The following is a 19888-nucleotide window of genomic DNA, read 5'->3' as shown; positions in this document are numbered from 1 at the left end:
CGGTACAAACTCTTGATCAAATCGAGGTCAAAATTTGTGTCTATTGCCGGAGAGGGATTTTTTGTAGAGAAAACTGGGAATCGATCAAAACTATTTGGAGAAATTAAAATTAGAGGCTGTTAAACTAGTTTTTGAAGAGAATTTAGCCTATCGAAAAAAAGGAGGACCAATACCAAGTTTCAGTGCAGACTAAAGATATGCGCATTCAAGAGCAACCAAAAAAAACAATTGTTAGTTAAATGAAGAAATAAGAGGAGGTAGATTAAATGAGGAAATCAATCCAAATGGATGAATTGACACTAGGCGTTTGTTATTATCCAGAGCATTGGCCGGAGAAGTTATGGGCAGATGACTTCCGTCGAATGCGGGAGATGAACATATCGGTTATTCGCATGGCAGAATTCTCCTGGGCGATGCTTGAGCCTGAAGAAGGCCGATTTGATTTCAGTTTTTTTCACAGGGTAATGGACTTGGCACATAAATATGGATTAAAGGTTATTTTAGGGACACCGACTGCCACGCCGCCAGCTTGGTTAACACACAAGTATCCTGAGGTATTGAACGCAAACATGGATGGCGTGTTATATAGACACGGTATGCGGCGGCACTACAACTACAGTAGTGAGAAGTACAGAGATTTCTGCTCAATCATCGTGAGGAATATGGTTGAAGCTTACAAAGATCACCCCGCAGTCATTGGTTGGCAGATTGATAATGAACTGAACTGCGAGATGAATGTGTTTTATTCCAAAGCAGACCATATTGCGTTCAGGGAGTGGTTAAAGGGACGGTATGGCTCACTCGACAATTTGAATAAGGCATGGGGGACAATATTTTGGAGCCAGACTTATACCGATTGGGAACAGATATATCTAACACGGACGATGGTCAACAGTTCACCTAATCCACATCTTGCGTTGGACGAGAAACGTTTTATATCTGCAAATGCGATTTCTTTTGCTAAGATTCAAGCGGAAATCATTCGGAAACTTGCGCCACACCATTGGATCACTACTAACGGAACTTTTGGACATCTGGATAGTCACGAGTTAACGGATAAGCTTCTAGATTTCTTTTCATACGATTCCTATCCTCAATTTTCGACGATATTTCCTGGGGGTGACGAAGACCCGCTTGCAGACCGTGCATGGAGTATGAACTTGTCTAACGTCCGATCTATTTCGTCGAATTTCTGCATCATGGAGCAGCAGGCTGGGCCGGGGGGATGGGTTGATCGGATTGAGATGGGTTCGCCTAGACCGGGACAAATCCGGCTGTGGTCGTATCAGTCGGTATTGCACGGAACCGATTTACTGGTCTACTTTCGTTGGCGGACAGCGACAATGGGCACCGAAATTTATTGGCATGGAATTAACGACTATCACAATCAACCAAATCGCAGAGTGCGTGAAGTAGCTCAAGTCGGTGAGGAATTTGCCAAGATCGGCTCCTTGATCGCGGGTACAACATACCAAGCCGAAATCGCCATCATGCAGGATTATGATAATATCTGGGATGGAGAGTTTGACAAATGGCATGGACCTCTTCAGTGGCAGAGTCAGCGATCTTGGTATAAACAGCTTCAATACCGTCATATTCCAGCGGATCTTATTACACTCCGCAAGGAGACCATCATGGAGGATTTGACCAAGTATAAGGTAATTGTGTATCCACATCCAGCAATCATGACTGATGAAACAGCTGACCTTCTCACAAAATATGTTGAACAAGGCGGGACCATATTCTTTGGCGCGCGTACCGGCTATAAGAACACGAGCGGACAATGCTATATGCGACCATTCCCAGGACCTGTGGCTGAGCTTTGCGGAATAAATGTTGAAGATTTCACTTTAATCAAGGGTAGCGTTCTTCCAGCAGAATTGCATTGGGAGGACAGCCGGTTACCTTTAGGTACAAAGGCCGTTGGTTTTAATGAAATTCTCAGCGTAAAGAAAACCGAAGTGGACATTGTAGCAACGTACTCAACTGAATATTATAAAGGTGAGCCTGCATTAACAAGACGCATAGTCGGTCTTGGAAAAGCATGGTATTATGGTGCTGCCTATAGCGAACCGGTAGTTGATTCCCTTATAGATGAATTGGGCTTAACTTCCCCGGTTACTGACTGGTTAGATGTACCGAGTGAAGTTGAAGTGGGGATTCGAGCTTCAAACGGAACCTCTTATCTCTTTTTGCTGAATTACTCGGGTGAATCGGTCATCATCACGATGAAGAAGTCGAGTAAAGATCTTTTGACTGGTACATGGATAGAAGGCGAGGTTAGTATGCCGCCTTATGGAGTCATCATTTTAGAGTTATTCGTTTAATAGGCGTGTTCACGCCACAAATCATCAGGAGGTGAGAAGTGCCATATACATATTGTTAACCAGAGTGTGAAGGGGGAATGGAAGCCAACAGTGAATCATGCAGATTTGACTGCAACATTAGAGGGATATTCGGGTGGTCTAACAGTACGTATTTTTTCAGCACTGTAGCTTTTTACTTTGTCATTTTCATAATATATTAATAATTACACATATATTATTGCAAGGAAAAGGCGCTATTTAGCGTCTTTTTTGTTTCAACGGAAAAAGTTATTAAACCATATTGAGGACAGGATCTTGTTCCTTATATTATACCAGCTTTGCCCAAAAAATAAGCGGAATGCAACCAAAATAATTTTATTATTCAATTAAACAATTGAGTAATATTAAACTATATCATATACTAAGAAAGTTCTATAACAGAATCTAAGGAGGTCAATCTTATGACTATGATGAGAGCGATACAAGTTCCTGCTAAAGGCGAATCCATGAAATTAGTTGAAATTCCTATTCCTGTACCTGAAGAAGGGCAAGTACTTCTCCGTATAGAAGCGTGCGGCGTATGTAACGGTGATTCCATGGCCATTGGTGGTGCTTCCCCAGAATATCCGCGGATACCAGGCCATGAAGTGATCGGAATCGTGACGGAGTTAGGATCTGGATCTACCAGATGGGAAATCGGACAACGAGTAGGTATTGGATGGCATGGAGGACATGATCATGTTACCGGCCTGACTATGGATGGAGGCTATGCTGAATACATGGTAGCATTTGAAGATAGTCTGACCCACATACCTAATGAAGTGTCTTCTGAAGAAGCAGCTCCTTTGATGTGCGCAGGAGAAACTACATTTAGTGCACTGCGAAATAGCTCAGCCCGACCAGGGGACCTCGTTGCGATTTCCGGAATTGGTGGACTTGGTCACTTGGCTGTACAATACGCAAAAAAAGCTGGGTATCAGACCATAGCAGTATCTCGTGGTAGTGATAAAGAGAAGCTTGCTCGGGAACTTGGGGCACATTATTATATTGATTCCGAAAAAGAAGATCCTGCTAAAGCTTTACAAGCGCTAGGGGGAGCAAAAGTTATTCTTGCTACAGCACCAAATGCAAAAGTCATTTCCACATTAATTGATGGGTTAGGAAAAGATGGAGAGCTCATTATTGTAGCCGGTTCTGGTGAACGTTTAGAACTGTCTGCCATGGACTTTCTGAAGGGCCCCCATACTGTTCGGGGTTCGTTTACAGGACGATCGAAGGAAATTGATGCGGCAGTTCGATTTAGTGTACTGACCGATGTACGACCTATGATCGAAGTTTTCCCGTTGGAACAAGCTAGTGAAGCATATGAAAAAATGATGTCGGCTAAGACACGATTCCGTGCCGTGTTGAGCATGACCAAATGATAAATCCTTCGCAAATCTCTTCATTCTTGACAGATATAGACTTCAGTTTTATAATTCAATCAATCAATTGAATAATATATGATTGATGAAAATTATATTTATTGGAGGTATTTCTAATGGGAGCAACTGCATTGACAAAAAATACGTTTTCAAATCAAATCCAGTCCGGTGTGACCTTGGTAGACTTTTGGGCTCCATGGTGTGGGCCTTGTAAAATTCAGCTTCCTATTGTGGAAGAATTAGCTGATGAACTGAAAGGACAGGCGACGTTGGCAAAAGTTAATGTCGACGAAGAAACCGAATTAGCTTCACAATTTGGCATTCGAAGTATTCCAACTTTGTTGCTGTTTAAAGATGGTAAGCTCGTTGATACCATGGTTGGTGTGAATCAAAAAAATGTTCTTAAGGACAAAATTCTTAAATTGGCTAATTGATATGAAAATCGACAACATTATAATGAAATAATGTTGTCGATTTTTTGCTCTTAGAGCGCCCCTTTCAACGTAGCGGATACAATTTGAGAGTGACTCAATATCATCATATAAAGAAGATAATCTTTTAACATATGTGACTCCCTGCTGAAACATGGAGAAGGAGAGAAACAATGAGAAACCAAGTTAAAAAAAATGCTCCGGTAATCATCGTTGGTGCAGGTTTGAGTGGACTTCGCGCAGCATCGTTACTCACCGCTCACGGTATAGAATGCATTGTTTTAGAATCGAGAGATCGTATTGGTGGTAGAGTTTTGACTTTAGAGGTTTTAGACAATCCTGAACTCGGAAAATTCGATCTTGGACCCACATGGTTCTGGCCACGCTCTGAGAAAATTATTACTCAGCTCACGAAAGAACTGGGTTTGGAGACTTTTAATCAATTTAACGAAGGACGAATGCTCCTAGAACGCTCCCAACATGAAACACCACAACAGCATCTTTTGCCAGAGGGGGCAATGGAGCCCTCGCTAAGATTTGTTGGTGGAGTACAGTCTCTGATTGAGGCGCTTAGTGCTACTTTGCCGTCAGGAGCAATCCAGCTCAATACACGTGTAACTTCGATTCATCAAGAAGAAGACGGTACAATCTCCTTAGAAGCCAATGGAAAACAATTTTACACAACTGCAGTGATTATCGCTATTCCACCACGGCTGGTTGAAAAAAATATTAAATTCGAGCCAGAACTTCCTTATGAACTGAAGTCTTTTTTAATTGATAAACCAACATGGATGGCTGGTCAAGCTAAAGTGATTGCCATTTACGACCGACCATTTTGGCGTGAAGCTGGACTCTCCGGTTTTGCATCAAGTTGGGTGGGCCCTTTACAAGAAATTCATGATGCTTCACCAGGTACAGGAACAGGTGCGCTATTTGGCTTTTTTGGTTTACAGGCAAAAAAGCGGAAGATTTTGGGCGAAGATAAACTCATGCAGCTTGTGTTGGAACAATTGGCTAGACTTTATGGGCCTGCTGCCGAGAAAGTAAATACATTACTATTTAAAGATTGGTCAAGCGACACCGATACAGCTGTTGAGGAAGACGCCGAACCACTTCGTGACTATCCAAATTATGGCCCTGTTTACGGAGATCCTTGGGGAGAGGGCATATTTTTTACGGGCACTGAGACGGCTGATCAACAGGGAGGACATTTGGAAGGGGCGATTCAATCAGCTGATCGAATCGTAGCAAGATTTTTAGAACGATATGATGAAGCATAGTACAGATAGTTGTAAAAAAACGGTCATGCTTCGCTAACTTAACATGCTATTGAATATGAAGTGTTTCAGATAAAGTTTGGGGGCTTCAAAATGAAAGAAATAGATATAAAAGATCGATTATATCAACAATTTTCTCGAATCGGGAAATGTTTATCGAGTGACAAGCGCTTAGAGATCATGGACATTTTGTCCAATGGTCCAAAATCAGTTGAAGGTTTAGCAACACAAACGGGTATGAACGTTGCAAATGTCTCTCGTCATCTACAAATCTTACTGGATGCTAAATTGGTCAAGTGCTGCAAAAAAGGGACATACGTCATATACAGTATCGGTAACCCTTTAGTAATTGAATTTCTATCTTCTTTGTGGAGAATATGTGAAGATCGACTATCTGGTATAAAGCAGATTAAAACTGAGTTGGAATTACAATATCCAGAGGTTCAAACCATAACCAAACATGATTTGTTAGAAAAAATGAAAAAAAAGACTGTTATTCTTCTAGATATTCGTCCCACAGATGAATATGATGCTTCTCATATTCCAGATGCCATTTCAATACCATTAGACCAACTTGAGAATTACCTGAAGACAGTTGATAAAAGTACTATAGAACTTGCCGCATATTGTAGAGGCCCATACTGTTCGCTGGCATCTCAAGCGGTTGATTATATGCTGAAGCAAGGGTATATGGCTTATCGAATTGAAGAAGGAGTTCATGATTGGAATGTGTGTGAGGAGCCATAGGTATCTTTAAGAGAGGAGCAGTTTTATTATGAATGTAGTGGAACTGACATCAATAGAAGAAATAGATTCCTTTATCGAAATTAATCCTTTGAGTATGTTATACGTATCCCAAGAAGATTGTAACGTATGCCATGCCATTTACCCCAAGCTCAAAACAATGCTTAAACTATATCCTAAATTGGCTCTTGCTCGTGTTAATGCTAGTCAAGTGGAGGAAATCACAGGAAGATTTTTAATTTTTTCTGTACCGACAATCTTGGTTTTTCTTGATGGGAGAGAATATCTACGCGAAGGGCGTTTTGTTCAATTTGAACAATTAAAAAAACAATTACAGTTATTGTCCGATGAAGTTTAATTTTTCGATGAAAAACAAACAATGCAAAAGCATATCTTCAAATTACATTGAAAATTAATGCACCAGAACGTGAGGCAGCTGCAAAGGTTTATACAACTTATAAAGAGCCTTTCCTCTCTGGTATTCCCGGTGCGGTTTCTAAAGAATTGCTTGTACGTGATGAGGATGTCCAAGTTTTGCATGGCTTTAACAGTGAAAGCGATGCCAAGGCTTATCTCGAAAGTGATCTATTTAATAATGATGTTGTTGTTGGACTCAAAGACCTGCTTCAAGCTGAGCCAGAAATCCGGATTTATAGCACATTCTAGAAATTGATTTAGCACACTCTGACTATTTTAATTAGGTTTAAAATCAGGAAAGAAACCGACAGAGCACAGCTGTAATGTCGGTTTCTTTCGTTAAATAGAGCAAACTATAAGTTTTGGACTTACAATACCTAAAAGGGGATGTTAATATGGCAGAAAGGATAATTAACATGAATACGGTTTGGTACAAAGATGCAAAGGGCGATGGACGCATTAAAAGTGACAATCTCCAAACTCAAATTGCAATTCCAGTCCCCAAAGGGGGAAGTGGTAAAGGGGCTGAACCACAACAACTTCTTATCTCTTCTGCGGTGGCTTGTTACACGATGACCTTAGCATATATGTTAGATAAAAATAAACTTCCTGTGACTGGATTCTTTATGGATACAGAAGGTAACATAACTCAAGGTGATCAGTTAAGTATTACCCACCGCCCGCATGTTGTTCTGAATCCAGGAGCAACGCATGAAGACGTAAGCATGACAGAAGATTCTATACAAAAAGCAGAAGAAAATTGCCATATTGGTCAATTACTAATAAAGGCCGGCGTCTCCGTAGGAACTCAAGGAAAAGTAACCATTGATTCTGGAGAGGATCTTACAAGTAGCTATATTGCAGAACATGGATTAGAATGGTAAGTTTAAGCGCCAATTTTTAAGTCGTATTTTTCAATCTAATGAAGTGCATAATGTGCAGGCTTGCATTATTCACAAAAAGACTTCAAAGTCACAAATATGTGGGCTTCGAAGTCTTTTTTATTTGATGCTTAGATTGGTTACTGTTAGTGAAAATGTTCCTGCCACTCATTCAATCCGTCTTCCATACGATACGCCTTAAATCCCTCAACTTGCAATTTTTGCGTAGCAAGTGCCGAATAAACGCAAAATGGCCCTCTACAATAAGCGACCACTTCAGCTTCCTCTGGTAACTCTCCCATTAATACGTCCAGGTCTTCCATAGGCATTGAAATGGCTCCTTGAATATGTCCTGTTTCAAACTCTTCTTTGGGACGCAAGTCAACTAAGATAATGGAGTTTTCATCTAGTTTTTTCTTTACTTCATCCATGGATAGGGTATGAATGTCATTCAAGTTGTTTAAGAAGTCATCTTTCATTTTCCCGATATCAGGAATTTGTTTCTCACTAATCTTCCACAGTGAAGAGAGAAAGTCAATGATCTCCGGGTCTGCTAGCGAGTATATGGCGTAAGTTCCTTTCTTTGTAAACTTAACAAGCTTAGCGTCCAGTAACACCTGTAGATGACGAGAAACATTAGCTATATTCATATCCGTACATGCGGCTAATTTCTCCACTGTTCTGGGACTTTGTGATAGTACATTCAAGATTTCAAGACGTTTGTCACTTGATAGACACTTACCAATTCTAGCCAGTTGCTTATATAGATCTTCTTTGAAAAGCTTTGCGCACTTTAGCATATCTTCCATTCATTTATAACCTCATTTCAACTTGGTGACATATGTTAAGGATTCTACACTTTATATTTTGACCAATATGGCAAATCAAAAATACTTATTTATACACTGAAAAACCCTTTGAATCCAGCATTCTCCTCATAATAGGGCACTACATCAATTGATGAATAGAATTTTAACATGTGAAGAGACGAAGTCAAGGGCCTCTGAACTAATGGATAATATGAGGATGGGACACAAATGTACAGTGACGCAGCGTTTCACCCATTCAAAGAGTTTGTGACGCAAAACGTGAACAGGTAGAGTGGTGAGGTTTGTGGATGTGCTGTTAAAAGTGGTTGGCATTGGGACTGGCTGAAGACTTTGCTTGGTAGCGGAAACAGAAGAAAACACGTAAAGACAAGAAAAAACCTTGGTTAGAATTTTGAACGATGTCGCTTTTTTGGGGTACGTGATGAACGGAATGACTACAATCAGCAATTAAAAAACGGCAAGTCGATGTATGTAAAGAGGAAGGGAAAATAAATTCCATGTAAGCGTTTGACATATTGGAATATCAATCTATAATTATGAGCAGACTTCACCTCACCGAGAGGGAAGAATCCTGACTTTTCTCAGTCTGAATCAGATGATGATGTTACCTGTTTTTTTAATGGGTTGTTGCCTATCAGGAATACGATAATCGATAGAGCTGTTGTTCAATAAACAGCAAGCTCCATAATCAGGGGCTTGCTGTTTTATTTACCTAAGGAGAATGGTCGAAATGACACTTAAAAAAAGAATCTTTTTATTGTTTTTTCTCAGCGCGTTTATTCCCTTTATCAGTATATTTACAATTTCTTATTATACCATTGATTCCATTTTTGCGAATAAAATCAATGATGGAATTAGGAGCAATCTACAGCAGGTAACTTCATCACTGGAAAATTCAATTACCAACCTGAATCATGTTACTCAGCAATTATCATATAGTGGTACATTAGGCAAAAAACTGGATGAAGTTTTGAAGCCTTCCTCCAATATATTTGAATTGGTTGAGGCTAGAGATGAATTAAAGAATGAGTTAAATGTCGTAACGTTTACTAATCCGAATATAGGTCTAACCTTGTACTATTTCCAGAAAGAAGGCACTACACAGTTCGCTAACTTTCCCATCAAAGATCGTTTTTCTCCTGAGTCTTTGCCTGTGCTTACCAAATCATATGGCATTGCGTACTATGGTCCCCATATGAGTATGAACCGATTTGATGATCAGCTTGTTTTATCTGCTATGCGAAAGGTACAGCTGCCTCAAAGGGACGATGTATATATTTACGTCGAATCCGGCTTTCGTCTTACACAGGATATACTGGGTTACAATCAATACCAAGGAGCTTTATCGCATTTGATCCTGAATGGTGAGGGCAAAATTGTGTACAGTGAAATTCCAGAAGTGATGAAAGTCGGGGAGAATTTCTCCAGCTTATCAAAAAGTGCTGCAAAAGATGGAATAGCCCGTGATTACCATTGGTTTAAGGAGGACTCCGCTCAGAATTGGAGCGTCATATCGGTAATTTCGCAGGCTAAGTATCAACAGGAGAAAAACCAGTGGTTGCTTCAAATATTACTGGTCGCTTTATTTTTTCTCGGCTTTACCGTATTCCTTGCTTGGCTTCTGTGGAAGATGGTCTACAAACCACTCGGTCTTTTCCATTCGGAAATTAACGGAATGTCTCAGAATCCACAAAAGGCAGGCAGCCAGACCCGCACTCAAATTCCTGAGTTTGACTTTCTGTTGGGGGAATTCTCAAATATGCAGCATCAAATCGGCGACCTGTTCAAGGAAGTGCAGCAGAAAGAGAAGATTCGTGCAGATTTGGAAGTGGAAAAATTGTTATATCAGATCAATCCTCACTTTCTGATGAATACGCTGGATACTGTACACTGGCTGGCCGTCATGAACGGACAAGGGGAGATTGACAAGTTGGTGCAATCCTTGAACAAGCTGTTGTATTACAACTTGGGTAAATTAGGGCAAGTATCCACGATGGAAGAGGAAATTGATGCGCTAAGACAGTATCTAATCCTGCAGCAAATTCGATATGACTTTGAATTTGACGTACGTATTTCAGCGGATGATCAAGTGCTTAAAATACCTGTGCCTCGTTTTATTTTGCAACCGTTGGTTGAAAATTCACTTTATCATGGACTGAGTGACGAAGGTTTTATTCAAATTGAAGTTACACTTGCCAAAAGGCTGAATATTTTAATACAGGATAATGGAGCAGGCATGACCGAGGAAGCGATTCAAAGACTTCTGAACAATCGTATAACTGAACATAAAAAAGTAGGGATGGGCATCGGACTCAATTATGTCCACCGCATGTTGAGGGCACAGTACGGAGATCAAGCACAACTGGTGATCGAAAGTGAATTGGGTACAGGGACAAGTATACTGCTCATACTTCCGATCAAAGGAGAAGATGTCTGAGGATGATTAAGGTATTGATAGTGGATGACGATAAATTAGTACGAAAAGGAATAAGCTCCGCGATGCCGTGGAACGAGTTCAATATGGAGGTTGTAGGAGAAGCAAGTAACGGGTTGAAAGCACTGGATTTTCTAAAATCCCAACCGGTCGATCTGATGTTGACGGATCTCGCGATGCCGGTGATGTCAGGTATTGAACTGATGCGAGCTGCAAGGCTGCTCTATCCAGAACTACATATTGTCGTATTAACACTGCATCAAGATTTCGATTATATCCAGGAAGCGCTCAGGCTTGGGGCCATCGACTATATAGCCAAAGTTCAGCTCGAGAAGGAGCAATTCGAACATGTGCTGCATCGAATACATACCCGGATTGACGAACTGGCGAATACAAGACCAAAGCTGCCACTGCTAAGTGAGACCAATGTCCATTATCGCCATGTGTATGCACTTGTATCACTGGATCGCAAGTCAGGACAGAGCTGGCCGATTGAACTGACATTCAATGTAGACGAGATCCGATGGGAGGTTGAACGGAACTGCTGGATGTGGGCGGCACCCATGGACGTAGAGGATCAGCTGTTCCATAAACTGAAGGAATCCCTAGATCAAGTTCCCCAAGGCGCCTTGCTGGTTATGTCCGATGTACAAGGCCGAACATGGTCGCAAATCCAAAACTGGATTATGAATTATACAGAAACGTCGTTATTCTATGCATACAACCCTTATGATCCTGTTATTACCGTTTCGATGAATGTGGAGGACTCATTTCCAATAGAACCGAAGGATGAAGACATGGATCGTATTAAGCAAAGTTGGTTCCTATCACCATGGACCCACAACGACAGTTATTACAACCAAATGATTGAACAGCTCAAATCACTAAGACTGAATAAAGGCCAGCTGATGGGATTGCTATACTCGATAGTTATGGAATGGAATCACCTTTTTGCCCAGACTACGCTGGGTAGAATCTCAATGATCCATTCTTTTCAATCCTGGTACGAGGTAGAAGATTGGATCAAGCAGACCTCTGGGGGCATTCGTAAGTCAGATGAACAGACTTCGTATTCACAGGAAATTGTAGACGCCGTGAAAAAAGCGATTATAATCATGCAAAATGATTTGAGCCAAGCTTTTACAGCCTCTGGTCTGTCCCAGCAACTGAACATCAGCCGAAGCTATTTCAGTCAATGCTTCAAGGATCTGATGGGGAAAACCTTTAATGAGTACTCCCGATTTATACGAATAGAGAAGTCTAAAGAGTATTTATTGAATACAAACAACACGATTTTCTGGATTGCGGAGCGAGTGGGTTATACGGATGAAAAATATTTCAGCCGAATTTTTCGCGAATTGACAGGTCTGTTGCCAAGTGAATATCGACAGCTTGGCAGAGGGGATAAATAGCGTACTTTCCCAGATGACCAATAAACCAGGCGAAAGAAGGGAAAGCGATGATTAAGAAGATGGCTGCATGTGTTCTTGTCGTCAGCTTAATTGCAGTGACCGTATATTTCAGCAGGCCATACTTCCGTGAATCGCCAATGGGACCAACGAAAACAATCTCGGACACTGCCGCTGCTGATCCATTGGGGAAATATGAACATCCCGTTTCCATCCGACTGGGATATGTGGTAGACCCAACAGGCGCGGATCTCTCCGAAGGAGAAACGCTTGAGAAGAATATATGGAAAACGATGATTAAACAAAACCTTAACATTGATATCCAGGTATTATGGCAGGTATCGAAGGAAAATCTGAGTCAGAAAATCGATCTGGCTATCGCCAGCAATGATCTGCCGGATGCCATGATTGTAAATCAGCTGCAGCTGAACGAGATGGTCAAGGCTGGAGAAATTGAAGATCTAACCGAGGCATACAATAATAGCGCATCACCAGAAATAAAAAAAATTATCGATAGCACAAACGGATTGGCTATGGAACAAGTGACCTTCGCTGGTAAGATAATGGCTGTTCCTTCTGTGACAGCGGAAGACTTCAGCATGCTCTGGATTCGACAGGATTGGCTGGACCGTCTTGGACTGAAGCCGCCGAAAACGGTAGATGATCTGGAAGCTATCGCCAAGGCCTTTGTGGAGAATGACCCAGATGGAAACAGTAAGCGGGATACGATTGGCCTTGCTTCAAGCACTGGACTGTATAACGATTTCAACAACAGTGCTTTTTCTTTTGATCTAACGCCAATCTTCGCAGCATATGGATCTTTCCCGGGATATTGGCTGAGCAAAGATGGAAAACCTGTATACGGTTCGATACTACCGGAAACGAAGGACGCCTTGGTCAAACTGCGTGAAATGTACGCCAAAGGCCTTCTCGATCCAGAACTGGGTATCCGTAAAGAAGCGGAAGAAACAGTTATTAACGGTCAGGCGGGGATGTTCTTTCAAGGTTTCTATGCTGGGTACTGGCCCCTTCCGAGCGCTTGGCAGAACGAGCCGGAGGCGAACTGGCAAGCATACGCACTCCCGCTGGATGCAAACGGAGCATACCATGTGAAGGTGGATAATCCGTCAAGTTCATTCTTGGTGGTACGAAAAGGATATGCTCATCCCGAAGCGATTATTAAAATTAACAATCTGTACCTTCGTGATGAGTTCAAGTACGGTACGCGTTTTATGCTGGGCCGCAATTTCTTTGCTCCGGCAGATGAAGCACGATATGAATCGAAGGCCGCGCAGGACATTCTGATGGGAACCAAAACACCCGCCGATTTCAAGGACAAGTCTGAATACAAATTGCTGGAACACTTGGTTTCGACAATAAAACAAACCAAATTGAAGCCTTATGATCAATATGGTATTTCCTATTGGAATAAACACAGCGACAGCTTTATGCGGGGTTACTCGCTTCTTGTAGGTGGAAGAAATTTTTTTGATCCAAACATTCATAAAGTTCGAAGCCTTACCTATATACGAACTCCAGCGATGGAGAAGGCGTGGAGTAAACTATCAAAACTGGAACATGATACATTTTTAAAAATTATTTTAGGCGCTGAACCGATAGATTCATTTGATCAATTTGTCGAGGAATGGAAGGAACAAGGGGGCGACCAAATGACTGTGGAGGTGACTGTACCCCATAATCATCGCTGAAGACCATCATGAATGTGATACGATAAATTCTATAAGACACTTTTATAATTCCATTAATCAAGCCGACAGATTTCTGTTTCAGGATCTGCCGGTTTTTTGTTCTTCACTTTGATTAGTAAGTTTGGATAGACAGATGTATGTCGATAGGTAGGATAAATGATTACAAGCTAACTATGACCTCATGGTCTGACATGAAACCGCATACATTTTTCTATCCAAACAGACGTTAAATCCCTATCTCGATTTGTCTTCAGCAAGTTTTATAATGAAAGCGTAAACAACAATGATTAAGAAATATTCACAACAAAGGGGAATCGAAATGTGATGAGAACTAAATGGTCCATAAAAAGCAAACTGTTAACGAGACGTCTGGCTGTACTGTCGATATCTGCCCTGATGATTTCAACCCTTGCAGCCTGTGGGGGTTCATCCAACCCTCCCACTGCGAAGGAAGCGGGGAAATATGAGGTAACACCGGGAGACCCATTCAGTGCCTATAAAGACGAAATAACGGTCACGATGGGGCGTGTGACTACAGCCAACCCAAAACTGCCGGCTGGAGATTCGTATGAGAACAATGCGTATACTCGACTGGTCAAAAAAGCGTTTAACGCTCAGATTAAAGACCAATTTGAAGCCAACGGAGAAGATTACAGCCGTCAGGTTTCTCTCGCCATCGCCTCTGGAGAACTGCCTGACATGATGCGTGTCGATTCCAAGGATGAACTCAAAGAACTGGTTGATAATGATCTGATTGAAGATATGACGGAAATTTACAAACAGTATGCCACGGATAATATCAAGAATATTTACGACTCTTATGAAGGCCGTGCATTAGACAATGCGACGATAGATGGACGTTTAATGGGGCTTCCGGCTACTTCCCTAGATTCCGCACCAACCATGGTCTGGGTTCGTCAGGATTGGCTGGATCTACTGGGAATCCATCTTGACGCAGACGGAGATGGTGCCATCAAGCTGGACGATGTGGAGAAAACGGCCGAGGAATTCTTGAAAAGAGATCCGGGTCAAACCGGGAAACCGGTAGGCATACCCTTTGTGAACACCCTGAATACAACTGACTATAATGGTTCTGCCTATACCATGCTCGGAGTTGCCTCAACAAAGGGTTCATTCCCTCAGTACTGGATGAAGGGTAAAGACGGTAGCATTGTTTATGGCTCGACAACAAAGGAAACCAAGCAGATGCTAGGCGTCATGGCAGATTGGTTCAAGAAAGGCATCATCGATCCGCAATTTGGAACACGCACATTTGATGACATCACGGCACTGTACACCAACGGCCAATGCGGCATTGCTTTTGGACCATGGCATATTCCCGACTGGGGTCTGGGCAACGTGAAGCAGAAGGATAAGAATGCGAAATTCACGGCTTACACTTTGGAGGATGCAGATGGAAAGGTAAACGTGGCACACGCCAATCCAGCTAATCAGTTTATCGTTGTAAGAAAAGGATACGAACACCCGGAACTCGCTGTTAAAATAGTAAACCTTTTCTACGATAAACTAGCAAATGATAAAAATGTGGGAACATCTATGCCAGAAGCTGCCAAGTATCAAGAGAACGGCGTAGACGGTTCTACCAGACCGTTTAATATTGAAGTCAACTCGGCGACCTCGTTACTAGATGACTACTCTGACATCGTTCGCGGGATTAAAGGAGAGATTAGTCTGGATCAGGTCCGGACAACAGAATCAAAAAACAATATTAAGAGTATCCAAACTTACTTGAGTGATATGGATACGGATAACGTAACAGCCTGGTCGAAATATCACTCGCGTATCAACGGAGTGGGGCTTATTGACAAACTGACAAGGGAAAACAAATTCGTTTGGATGACACCTGCTTACTCTGGAACTACACCAAGCATGAAACAGACCTGGGCTAATCTGACCAAGATGGAGCAGGAATCTTTCATCAAAATTGTGACTGGTGCTGAACCTCTGAATTACTTCGATACATTCGTTAGCAATTGGAAGAAGCAAGGCGGTGATCAGGTAATTCAGGAAATTAAAGACGAGGTTGCATCCAAAAAATAAACAATCTTGAACTGTTTATAGGGCTGCGATACGCAGCCCTGCTTTTAGGAAAGGGGTCCATCCATGAAACAGGGAAATGATAAAGCAAAGAGCCCGTTCGGTACGGGTGCCATATATCATCTGATGATGCTTCCGGGTATTTTATTTTTGCTGGTATTCAGCTATGTTCCGATGGTCGGTGTCATTACGGCGTTTCAGGATTATATACCAGCCAAAGGAATGTTAGGCTCCAAATTTGTAGGGCTGAAGCACTTTATTTATATGTTTAAGTTGCCGGACATCGCACAGGTTTTTAGTAATACGTTGGTGATTGCCATTGCCAAGATTCTATTGGGAACAATCATGGCTATCATTTTTTCCATTTTGTTAAATGAGATCCGCATCAAATTCGTTAAAAAATCCGTACAGACCATTGTTTATCTGCCACACTTTCTATCCTGGGTAGTTCTAGCGTCCGTGGTTGTTAACATGTTCAGTTTGGATGGAATTGTGAATCAAATTTTGGCTTTTTTCGGTCTGCAGAATATTAATTTTCTCGGCAGCAACACCTGGTTCCAGCCGCTGATTATTGGGACAGACGTGTGGAAGGAGTTCGGCTACAGTTCCATCGTCTATTTGGCTGCAATTACTTCGATTGATCCGGGCCTGTATGAAGCGGCAGGAATGGATGGAGCCAGCTGGTGGAGAAAAGTATGGCATATTACGTTGCCAGGCATGCTGCCTATTATCCTGCTCATGGGAGTGATGAGTCTGACCAATATTTTGAGTGCCGGCTTCGATCAAATTTATAATCTGTATAACCCCGTTGTCTATGAGTCGGGAGATATTCTGGATACTTATGTATATCGGATTGGACTTGTCGGGCGACAGTATAGCTTTGGTACGGCTGTTGGTCTGTTCAAGTCAGTGATCGGTATTGTTTTGCTATTGTCCGCCAACCAATTGGCCAAAAAATACACTGACCGAAAAATATTTTAAGGAGGTCAAGCCTGTGTCCTATTTTGTAAACCAAAAAGGTCGAATTGGCGGGTTAATCATCTATGCCATCGTCATTTTGCTGGCATTGATTTGCCTTCTTCCATTATGGAATATCGTTGCGATTTCATTTAGCAGCAGTGAGGCCGTGTCAGCTAATGCTGTAGGTCTCGTACCGGTCAATTTTACAACCGCAGCGTATACGAAAATTATCGATGATGCTCAGTTCTGGCGTTCCTTTGGCATATCTGTTCTACGTGTTGTGCTCACACTTCTTCTCAACATGATTCTTATTGTTCTAATGGCATACCCGCTCTCCAAGTCGAAAAGAGAATTCAGGGGCAGAAACATTTATATGAACGTCATGATTTTTGCCATGCTGTTCAGCGGTGGGATGATTCCAAGTTATCTATTGATCAAAAACCTCAATATGCTCAATACAATTTGGTCGCTTGTTCTACCAGGAGCTGTCCCTATATTCAGTGTCATCCTTGTCATGAACTTCTTCTCTGCTGTACCTAAGGCCCTAGAAGAAGCAGCATTCATCGATGGGGCGAGTCCGCTGCAGGTCCTGTTCAAAGTGTATGTTCCCGTGTCCATCCCTGCGCTGGCGACGGTAGCACTATTCAGTATCGTGGGAACGTGGAATGATTTCTTCAGCGGTTTGATCTATATGACTCAAGTCAGCAATTATCCACTAATGACTTATATTCAGTCCCTTAACGTGAATATTGCGGAACTTCTTCAATCCGGGACCAACTCAGCACAACTCAGCAACTTGACTGAAATTTCAAACAAAAATCTAAATGCGGCCAAAATCGTAGTCGCTGTCATCCCGCTGCTGCTGATTTATCCGCTGCTTCAAAAATATTTTGTGACTGGAATTGTTGTAGGATCGGTAAAAGAGTAATTGTATGATGTGACTTGATTAAGATAAAAACACTATTCGTCTATTGGAAAGGTTGTAATGAACAATGGAAAATAAAAATTGGTGGAAAGAAATTGTTGTATACCAGATATATCCACGGAGCTTTCAAGATAGTAATGGTGATGGAATCGGCGATTTGAAAGGAATTGTTTCCCGTCTGGACTATTTGCAGCAACTCGGTGTCGGTGCAATTTGGCTATCACCAGTTTGTAAATCCCCTCAGGATGATTATGGTTATGATATTTCGGACTATCGGGATATTGATCCGATGTTCGGGTCTTTGGATGATATGGAGATGTTAATTCATGAAGCTGGGAAACGTGACATTCGGATCATAATGGATTTGGTATTGAACCATACTTCCGATGAGCATCCCTGGTTTCAAGAAGCAAAAAAAAGTAAAGAAAATCCGTACCATGACTATTATGTCTGGAGAGATGGCGTTGAAGGAATGCCACCAAACGACTTGGGTTCCACCTTTGGTGGTTCAGCTTGGGAATGGGTACCCGAAATAGGACAATATTATTTACATCTTTTTTCTGTAAAACAGCCGGATCTCAACTGGGAAAACCCAAAAGTCCGACAAGAGATTTACGAAATGATCAATTGGTGGATAAGCAAGGGTGTAGGCGGTTTTCGGCTTGACGTAATTGACTTAATCGGAAAAGAACCAGATTTGAAAATTACCAGCAATGGGCCAAATCTGCATAAGTATATCAGGGAACTCAGCAAGGAGACGTTTCAAAAAGCTGGAGACCTGCTGACGGTTGGAGAAACATGGGGCGCTACGCCAGAGATCGCCAAATTGTATAGCAACCCGGACGGCAGTGAGTTTTCAATGGTATTTCAATTTGAACATATTAGTTTGGATGAACAAGAGGGAAAAGGGAAGTGGGATCTTAAGCCTCTAGATTTTCTAGAATTAAAAAAAGTGTTGTCCAAATGGCAGACAGAGCTGAAGGGGGATGCCTGGAACAGTTTGTTTTGGAATAATCACGACTTACCCCGAATCGTTTCTCGTTGGGGAAATGACGGAGAATACAGGATAGAATCGGCTAAAATGTTGGCAACCCTTCTTCATGGCATGCGAGGCACACCATACATTTATCAGGGGGAAGAATTAGGAATGACGAATGTTCAATATCCAATTGAAGACTATCGGGATATTGAGTTACTAAATTTCTATAAAGATAGAATTGAGAAAGGATACCCCGAAGACAAAGTTATGGAGTCAATCTTTGCAAAGGGTCGTGATAACGCTCGAACACCAATGCAGTGGGACGCTTCAGACAACGCTGGTTTTACATTAGGGAATCCTTGGATTAAAGTAAACCCGAATTATAAGGATATCCATGCACAAGAAAGTTTAAATAACCCTGAGTCCATATTCCATTATTATCAGAAACTAATCCGATTAAGGAAAGATCATGAAGTGATCATATATGGGGATTATGAGCTGATGTATCCCGAGAATAAAGATTTGTTCGCGTACACTCGAACGCTGAATGGGGCTAAACTACTTGTAGTATGTAATTTTCAAAAATACACAACCGATCTCCCACTTCAGAAAGAGCTGGCAGAGACTAAACAGCTGCTAATATCCAATTATCCGAATAACATGTCTGATGTAGAAATGCGCCCTTATGAAGTGAGAATGTACCTTATCGATACACTCAATAAATGAAAATGAATATCCCACAAAAGTATATTGTCGGACATTCCATCGGTGGGCAAGTGGTGACTGAGTTTGCGTTATCATATCCATTTATGTTTAAGCGGCTAGTGGTGATTGCCCTTTCATTAACGGGATTTGCATATTCGCAAGAATTCACCCATTATAACTAGCTAATAGCATCTGACGTTTTTGTCACAGGTAAGAACCATACGTGAATAGATTGGGTATCCCTTGAATCAAAAAAGAGCAACTCCGAAGAAACATCTTGGTGCTTGGAAGCGGCGGGTGAGTGGAAATCGGTTGTTTACAGATATGGAACAGCGACAGTCTAGGACTTTATTTTCTCGTCCTTGATTGTCGCTGTTTCAATTTCTAGGCTCAGTCTAA

16 protein-coding genes are annotated in these 19888 nt (G+C 41.7%); 15 read left to right on the top strand and 1 reads right to left on the bottom strand.

What is annotated here, in order from left to right; genetic code table 11:
• The first annotated feature begins 266 nt into the window (after positions 1 to 266).
• From ACUC6J_RS12520 to ACUC6J_RS12485, 8 genes are all read left to right on the top strand, one after another.
• On the top strand, positions 267 to 2327 hold the full coding sequence (locus tag ACUC6J_RS12520) for a beta-galactosidase (protein ID WP_447248916.1): 2061 nt from the start codon (positions 267 to 269) through the stop codon (positions 2325 to 2327).
• Positions 2328 to 2767: 440 nt separating this feature from the next.
• Positions 2768 to 3730, top strand: a complete 963-nt coding sequence (locus ACUC6J_RS12515; RefSeq protein WP_016820854.1) for a zinc-binding dehydrogenase — start codon at positions 2768 to 2770, stop codon at positions 3728 to 3730.
• Between the two features lie 116 nt (positions 3731 to 3846).
• On the top strand, positions 3847 to 4164 hold the full coding sequence (gene trxA, locus ACUC6J_RS12510) for a thioredoxin (RefSeq protein ID WP_025364931.1): 318 nt from the start codon (positions 3847 to 3849) through the stop codon (positions 4162 to 4164).
• A gap of 170 nt (positions 4165 to 4334) precedes the next feature.
• Positions 4335 to 5441 (top strand): flavin monoamine oxidase family protein, encoded by a 1107-nt coding sequence (locus ACUC6J_RS12505; protein WP_447248915.1) that lies wholly within the window; start codon positions 4335 to 4337, stop codon positions 5439 to 5441.
• Positions 5442 to 5531: 90 nt separating this feature from the next.
• Positions 5532 to 6185 carry a metalloregulator ArsR/SmtB family transcription factor gene (locus ACUC6J_RS12500; RefSeq protein WP_330721033.1) on the top strand — a complete coding sequence of 218 codons (654 nt, stop codon included), beginning with the start codon at positions 5532 to 5534 and terminating at the stop codon, positions 6183 to 6185.
• Between the two features lie 28 nt (positions 6186 to 6213).
• Entirely contained in the window at positions 6214 to 6540 is a 327-nt protein-coding gene (locus ACUC6J_RS12495; protein WP_330721034.1) for a thioredoxin family protein, read from the top strand.
• Positions 6541 to 6587: 47 nt separating this feature from the next.
• Positions 6588 to 6848: a hypothetical protein gene (locus tag ACUC6J_RS12490; RefSeq protein WP_225164888.1), complete on the top strand. Its 261-nt coding sequence runs from the start codon at positions 6588 to 6590 to the stop codon at positions 6846 to 6848.
• A gap of 146 nt (positions 6849 to 6994) precedes the next feature.
• Complete coding sequence (locus ACUC6J_RS12485; RefSeq protein ID WP_447248914.1) at positions 6995 to 7483, top strand: OsmC family protein; 489 nt, start codon at positions 6995 to 6997, stop codon at positions 7481 to 7483.
• Positions 7484 to 7626: 143 nt separating this feature from the next.
• On the opposite strand, the gene ACUC6J_RS12480 is transcribed toward ACUC6J_RS12485, so the two are convergent.
• The gene (locus tag ACUC6J_RS12480) at positions 7627 to 8289 is read right to left on the bottom strand and encodes an ArsR/SmtB family transcription factor (RefSeq protein ID WP_044785997.1); all 663 of its coding nucleotides are present in this window, start codon (positions 8287 to 8289) and stop codon (positions 7627 to 7629) included.
• A gap of 751 nt (positions 8290 to 9040) precedes the next feature.
• Here ACUC6J_RS12480 and ACUC6J_RS12475 point away from each other — a divergent pair.
• From ACUC6J_RS12475 to ACUC6J_RS12445, 7 genes are all read left to right on the top strand, one after another.
• Positions 9041 to 10747 (top strand): sensor histidine kinase, encoded by a 1707-nt coding sequence (locus ACUC6J_RS12475; protein ID WP_025364924.1) that lies wholly within the window; start codon positions 9041 to 9043, stop codon positions 10745 to 10747.
• 2 nt (positions 10748 to 10749) lie between these two features.
• Positions 10750 to 12156, top strand: coding sequence for a response regulator transcription factor (locus ACUC6J_RS12470; protein WP_318300491.1), 1407 nt, complete (start codon positions 10750 to 10752; stop codon positions 12154 to 12156).
• A gap of 47 nt (positions 12157 to 12203) precedes the next feature.
• Complete coding sequence (locus tag ACUC6J_RS12465; protein WP_318300490.1) at positions 12204 to 13862, top strand: extracellular solute-binding protein; 1659 nt, start codon at positions 12204 to 12206, stop codon at positions 13860 to 13862.
• Between the two features lie 324 nt (positions 13863 to 14186).
• Positions 14187 to 15923, top strand: a complete 1737-nt coding sequence (locus tag ACUC6J_RS12460) for a sugar ABC transporter substrate-binding protein (RefSeq protein ID WP_016820865.1) — start codon at positions 14187 to 14189, stop codon at positions 15921 to 15923.
• A gap of 63 nt (positions 15924 to 15986) precedes the next feature.
• Positions 15987 to 16901 (top strand): ABC transporter permease, encoded by a 915-nt coding sequence (locus tag ACUC6J_RS12455; RefSeq protein ID WP_016820866.1) that lies wholly within the window; start codon positions 15987 to 15989, stop codon positions 16899 to 16901.
• Between the two features lie 13 nt (positions 16902 to 16914).
• A complete protein-coding gene (locus ACUC6J_RS12450) occupies positions 16915 to 17808 on the top strand; it encodes a carbohydrate ABC transporter permease (protein WP_016820867.1) in 894 nt (297 codons plus the stop codon).
• A 64-nt stretch (positions 17809 to 17872) separates the two neighbouring features.
• A complete protein-coding gene (locus ACUC6J_RS12445; protein ID WP_447248913.1) occupies positions 17873 to 19510 on the top strand; it encodes a glycoside hydrolase family 13 protein in 1638 nt (545 codons plus the stop codon).
• Positions 19511 to 19888: the final 378 nt, after the last annotated feature.

This window comes from Paenibacillus sp. JJ1683 (genome assembly GCF_053006485.1).
The sequence above is the reverse complement of the archived record's forward strand: the minus strand, read 5'-3'. Positions and strand labels throughout refer to the sequence as shown.